This window comes from Elusimicrobiota bacterium (assembly GCA_040757695.1).
GTDB lineage: Bacteria > Elusimicrobiota > UBA8919 > UBA8919 > UBA8919 > JBFLWK01.
This window is the reverse complement of record JBFLWK010000027.1, coordinates 20,352-26,114: the sequence shown is the minus strand read 5'-3', so window position 1 is coordinate 26,114 and position 5,763 is coordinate 20,352. Positions and strand designations below refer to the sequence as shown.

At 35.7% G+C, this 5,763-nt stretch carries 8 protein-coding genes; all 8 read right to left on the bottom strand.

The features are described from left to right. Nucleotides 1-109 precede the first annotated feature (109 nt). Nucleotides 110-745 (bottom strand): ATP-binding protein, encoded by a 636-nt coding sequence (locus AB1349_06550; protein MEW6556997.1) that lies wholly within the window; start codon nucleotides 743-745, stop codon nucleotides 110-112. 92 nt (nucleotides 746-837) lie between these two features. Next, nucleotides 838-1,032 carry a DUF2997 domain-containing protein gene (locus AB1349_06545; GenBank protein ID MEW6556996.1) on the bottom strand — a complete coding sequence of 65 codons (195 nt, stop codon included), beginning with the start codon at nucleotides 1,030-1,032 and terminating at the stop codon, nucleotides 838-840. A gap of 2 nt (nucleotides 1,033-1,034) precedes the next feature. Continuing rightward, nucleotides 1,035-1,649 carry a hypothetical protein gene (locus AB1349_06540; protein ID MEW6556995.1) on the bottom strand — a complete coding sequence of 205 codons (615 nt, stop codon included), beginning with the start codon at nucleotides 1,647-1,649 and terminating at the stop codon, nucleotides 1,035-1,037. Next, complete coding sequence (locus AB1349_06535) at nucleotides 1,631-2,455, bottom strand: tetratricopeptide repeat protein (protein MEW6556994.1); 825 nt, start codon at nucleotides 2,453-2,455, stop codon at nucleotides 1,631-1,633. Before AB1349_06535 ends, AB1349_06540 begins: the two co-directional genes overlap by 19 nt. Continuing rightward, nucleotides 2,448-3,764 carry an ATP-binding protein gene (locus tag AB1349_06530; GenBank protein MEW6556993.1) on the bottom strand — a complete coding sequence of 439 codons (1,317 nt, stop codon included), beginning with the start codon at nucleotides 3,762-3,764 and terminating at the stop codon, nucleotides 2,448-2,450. Before AB1349_06530 ends, AB1349_06535 begins: the two co-directional genes overlap by 8 nt. A gap of 95 nt (nucleotides 3,765-3,859) precedes the next feature. Then, nucleotides 3,860-4,318 (bottom strand): hypothetical protein, encoded by a 459-nt coding sequence (locus tag AB1349_06525; GenBank protein MEW6556992.1) that lies wholly within the window; start codon nucleotides 4,316-4,318, stop codon nucleotides 3,860-3,862. Between the two features lie 103 nt (nucleotides 4,319-4,421). Then, nucleotides 4,422-4,853, bottom strand: a complete 432-nt coding sequence (locus AB1349_06520) for an AAA family ATPase (protein MEW6556991.1) — start codon at nucleotides 4,851-4,853, stop codon at nucleotides 4,422-4,424. Then, on the bottom strand, nucleotides 4,799-5,611 hold the full coding sequence (locus AB1349_06515; protein MEW6556990.1) for a hypothetical protein: 813 nt from the start codon (nucleotides 5,609-5,611) through the stop codon (nucleotides 4,799-4,801). Before AB1349_06515 ends, AB1349_06520 begins: the two co-directional genes overlap by 55 nt. Nucleotides 5,612-5,763 lie beyond the last annotated feature (152 nt).

The following is a 5,763-nucleotide window of genomic DNA, read 5'->3' as shown; positions in this document are numbered from 1 at the left end:
TTCACTTACCTGGTATACTTTTACTTTGCAACACATCTAATTACCACCTGAACCATTAATTATACCACCTGCAGGTGGTATACTTTTACATTGCAACCCTGGTATAATTTTACATTGCAATTGACAGTTTTTTATCATTAAAAATATCTGAAAGAATTCTACGCCGACTGCCAATAAAAAAATATGAAACATTTTGCTGTTGCTGAATATAGGAACGCATAATACCTTCAATCGTTTTTGATTCTTTTAATTCTGTTATTTCCTGAAATTCGTCCAGAGCGATATTGCACGATGTTTTACTTGATTCAAGAAATTCTGAGAAACCTTTCATTGTTTCTTCAAGTAACTGAGTGCCGGTTTTCCCTCTTGCAATTTCTACTGTTATGGCTATTCCTGTTTCTGGGTCCGGTTTAATTACAGGACGTAACCCTGAAAAGAATTTGATAGTTTTTTTGAATAATGATTCCTTTTTATAGATAACGGAATACAGACCACTAGTAAGTTTAGCGGATACATCTTCAATACAACTAATTCCATAAAAATCAATGTAAACAGTAATCATACCTTTTTTGTTTAATATATCCTGAACCCGTTTAATCAAAGATGTTTTGCCATATCTTCTTGGAGAAGAAAAAACAACATCAGTAAAATTTTCAGCGTGTTTTACTAAATCATTTATTTCTTTTTCTCTGTTACAGAAAGGAACGTTTAATGGTAAAGGTTTCAGATAGAATGGATTCTTCATATTTTGCTCCCAAAGTGTGCATTATTGTATTACAATTATTGAATTACAATAATTGTATCTAAATAATTCAATTTGTCAATAGAAAAACTGGTTTACAATCTCTTGCTTTCTATATTGATACTTGTTTCAGGTTCGTAATACTCTGATGTTAGTTTCTGGCTTTTTAGTTTGCCGATAAGTTTTTTGAATATCTCCACATATTCTATACACTTTTTCTCTTTGATTCCTTTGATATGGACTTTTGTTTCACCGTCGGGCAAAATCTCAATTTCCATTTCTTGTGGCATCGTTATCCTCCAAAATCACGAACTTGCCAGGAGACGATTGTTTCATCTCCACGGCCGGAAAGAATTTCATTTATCTGCATCTTGACGAATCGTTTGATTTGCGGTTTCGGGTTCATAGCGAGCACTTTTTTATATTCTACCAGTGCCCGCTGAAAATCTCTGAGGTGCGTGTGTTGAATCAATGCAATCCGCAATTGTGCAGTTACATCGTTAGGGTCATTTTTCAGAATATCTCTAAAATTTTCAATCGCTTCCCGAAATTTCTGCTGGCTTGTCAACTGTAGCGCCTTTTTATGGCTTTCCCGCTTCTCTTTTTCAGGCATAAACCCGAACATTTTATCAACAAATTTTTGAGCAGCGGTATCAATTCCAGAAAACACAAGTCGGACAACAACACTCCCTACTAAAAACGAACCTATTGTTCCAAAGAAAAAAATTATTCTTGTGTTTCTATCACCAAAAATGGCTCCATACATAAAAAGTGATAGCAATGCCATAAATGGAAATATAATTATTGCCATTACAGGATAATACTCTTTTATTTCTCGCCAAATAAGAAAATAAAAAATTAAAATTTGGACTGCAAGCACAATCATTATTAAATTCCAATCATCCATATTATTAATTCAAAAACTTTACCACAGAGAAAAACACAAAAATATTTTAACCGGTTTTTTAGTTTTGAAAAAATACCACGCCCCTTTAGATTCTGTATTACTGATTCAACTTCTTTTGTAAACTCGGGTTTTAATGCGAGTGATTTCTCATAACACCACAATGCCCTGTCAATGAATCCGAGTCCTTCATTGCACTGACCCAATTTATACCACACAAGCGGGTTTGATGCTGAAATATTCGCACATTTTTCCAAATATATTTTTGCTTTCTCAAATTTTTTGCAATCAAGATAACAAATCCCAATCCTTAAATTAAAAAATGGCTCAAGTGGGTTACCTTCTAAAACTTTTGAGAAACAGTGTTCTGCATTTGTTTCATCATTATCAGATAGAAGGACAAATCCCCTGTCAAGCCAGATATATTTTGACGGCTCTTTTTTAGAAATCGCTCTGTTTGACAATACCAGCGCCTCGTTTATTTCATACATTCTTGCGAGAACAACCGCTTTTATTGAGAGCAGTTCTGCTGACTCCGGAAATTTTTCAAGCGCCTTGTTGACCCACACGCGTGCTTCTTTCAGTTCATCTAAATCCAAAAGGCATCTGACCTGACCGAGCCATGCAGGAATTGCCGTCGGGTCTTCGCCAAGTGCTTTTGAATACGACCTTAATGCTGTCTCGTATCCGCCCTCGCGAAAAAGTTTTTCAGCCTCTTGCAGATAATAATTAACATCAAACCGCTCTTTTTCAGAAGATGCTTTTTGTATTTTTGCTACTTCTGTTTCCAGCCAATCAAATCTACCCATTAAAGTTTCTTAACAGCCACTTCCAGATAGGGATAAACTCTATTATCTTATTATCTATTTTTTCTTTATTTTCATAATCACCGGTGATAATCAGTCCTTTATTTAATTTGAATTCATCTAACGCTTTCGTCATTGCTTTTAATTCTCGCTTTTTGACATCATAGTCACTTATATCCCAGCAGACCTGTATCAATTCTTTTACCTGTAATCCATCTTTTATGATGAAATCTACTTCTTTATTATTATTTTTCCAATAATAAATTTCTAAATTTGGATTAAACTTTTGTTCTTTGTTCAATTTTATTGCAACTATATTTTCAATCAAGCGACCCCAATTTTCACTGAATCTGAACCCGATTGCATTAGCAAGTCCTACATCTGTCGTATAGACTTTTCTTGCTGCTTTTTCCTGTTCTTTGACAGAGTAAGAAAACCGCTTCACAAAAAAAATTAAATTTGCTGCTTCTAAATATGCTGAAAATTTTTCAACTGTAACAGTGGCGGTATTTAAAACTTTTCTTACAGAATTGAAGGTTATTGGTTTTGCAGTATTAGTTAGATAAAATCTTGCCAGTGTTCTTAGAACTTCCACTTTTTTTATTTTGTATCTTTTTTCAACATCTTTTGTCAGAATATCATCAAAATAAGTTAAAAGTAACCTTTTTTTATCTTCGCTTAAAACAGCCTCTGGGAATCCACCCCATTCCATGTATTCTCTCAAAAATGATTTTATTTCTATTTTCTTGGATATAATATCCAGTTGATCTTTTATTGGTGTATCTCTGAAATATAGAAATTCACAGAAGTCCAACGGATATACATAAACATCAAGGTGCCGACCTGTCACAAGTGTTGCCAACTCACCGGCAAGCAATTTTGATGAAGAGCCGGATATGACAATTTTTGCTTTCCTAAGTTCATGAATAGTTCTTACCCATCGTTCCCAGTTAGGTACATTATGAACTTCGTCTAGAAAGATAAAAGGTTTTTGTGAAGGTTTTAAGAACTCAAGATATGTCTCATAAATTTCCTGTAAAATTTCCGGATACAGATTCGTGAATCTCTGGTCCTCAAAATTTACTACCAATATGTTTTCCAGTTTGAAGTTGTCAGAAATTAGATTTTTAGCAATCTGGCGCATAAGGTATGACTTCCCTGCTCTTCTAATACCGATGATAGCAAGAATAACATTGGATTTTAACGAATCCATACAGATTTTTAAGTAATCATTTCTATTTTTGCCTGTTTCTTGCTCTTTTTTCCAAAAATTCCAATCATTCAGAATTTCCAAAATCAGATTTTTATCCATTTTATTTACCCTACTAAACACTTTTTAAGGTTTTTATTTAGTTCTTGTGAGATTTTACATAAATTGAAGCAATTTGTCAACAGCGATTGGTTTTTCTATATCTTTTTAACGGAAAGTTTTATTGTGCCGTCGGCTAATTTTTCTTCTTTCATTGTGAACCCGCGCTTTTTTAACTCCTGCGTGATTTTTTGATGGACATATGTCTGAACTATTCTGTTAGATATTTCTGTACCGAGCGCCTTTAATTCTTCGTCGGATTTACCTCTGCCGGACACACAGACCTTGCATTTTCCTTCGGCATCTTTTTTGAATGAGACAGTAACAGGCCCGTTTTCCAGAACAAGTTCTTCTTCCTCGCCAAGTTTCTCGCCGACTGCGGATGCGTTTTTCAGTTCAAGTTCAACCGATTTTTTCACATCGTCAGTTCCTTTAACTCTTGCTGCAGGTCTGACAACATTATAACCAATAGATGTCAATGCACCTGCTACAGCTGCAGTGATAACAGGCCAAGCTACATTAACTAAAACAGGCGTTAAAACACTTACTGCCGACATAAACTCCCCCTGAATGGATTAGAAGCAGATTCACGCAGATTTTATGCAAATAAATTTCAGCGTTCTATCTGCGTGATTTCCGCGTGTATCCGCTTCTATGTTTTTAAGATGCCTTTCTGGCTCTACCTTCGGACCAGTTCCGTATTTCTTCTATCTGTTCGGACATTGTTTTGGATAGCGGGACTGTCTCGGAAATCGCTTTCAGAATGTTTTCTGTTGACAGTTCTTTTTTATCATAGAATACATCGTAGAGCGCTGAGATTACTGCTTGTTCTATTTCTGCACCGCTGAATCCATCGGATTTTTCAGCAAGTAAATCCAGATTGAAATTTTCAGGATTTCTTCCTCTTTTTTGGAGATGGATTTTGAATATTTCTTTTCGTTCTGCTTTTTTTGGCAAATCCACAAAAAATATCTCGTCAAACCTGCCTTTTCGCAAAAGTTCAGGTGGTAGTTGAGCGATATTGTTTGCAGTTGCGATTACAAAAACAGGCGATATTTTTTCCTGAAGCCATGTGATGAACCCGCCAAACACTCTCGCAGTTGTTCCAGCATCCAGTTCTTCAATGTTTCAAGTCCGCCGACATTTTCAAACCCTTCATCATATTCATAATACTCCAGCACACCGGATTTTCTTATGATTTGTTTCTTCTCAGAAAGCACCACCGGAACTGCTGACTCGTCAAGTTTGCCCTGCACAATTATCGCTCTCGCTATAACATTTTCTGCTTCCTTTAATGTAAGCCCCATCAATGATTTTATCAATCGTTCTCGGGCGTCATCAGAAAGTGAAACCTTTATTTTTTCCGATTTATTCAATTCGTTGACAACATCTTCAATAAGATTGTTCAGCGTTTCGTAATCAGGCAGACAGTAGTCAATAACGGTGATATCCTTTTCAAGTTCAAGCGGAATTTTGAGTTGTGGTGAGATGATTATCAGCGTCTTGTAGGATTCTTTTAGATACTGCGCAAGTTCACGTAATTTTCTTACGATTTCAGGATTTGTTAGATACGGATGAAAATCCTTGAAAACATAAATTGCAGGGTCAATCCGTTCCAGAACTTCCTGCAATGCAACAAGCGGGTCTGTGCTTCCTTCAACAAGTATTTTTTTGGATTGGATTGATGCACCTAACGGCATAATTCCGCGGGTTACCGACCAGGAAAAAACATTTTTGCTGCTATTTTTCGCGATTGTTTTGAGTTCTTCTTCAACCCGTTCTTCTTCCCAAGTGAGAACACTGATAATCGGGTACCGAGCGCGTATCAGGATTTCAAGTTCATTTTTCATCTACCCCCCAACGATATCAAAAACCACAGATTAACACAGATAAACACAGTTAAACAACAAATCTTTCATATTCCAATAACCACCAATGATATCAAAAACCACAGATTAACACAGATAAACACAGTTAAACAACAAATCTTTCATATTCCAAT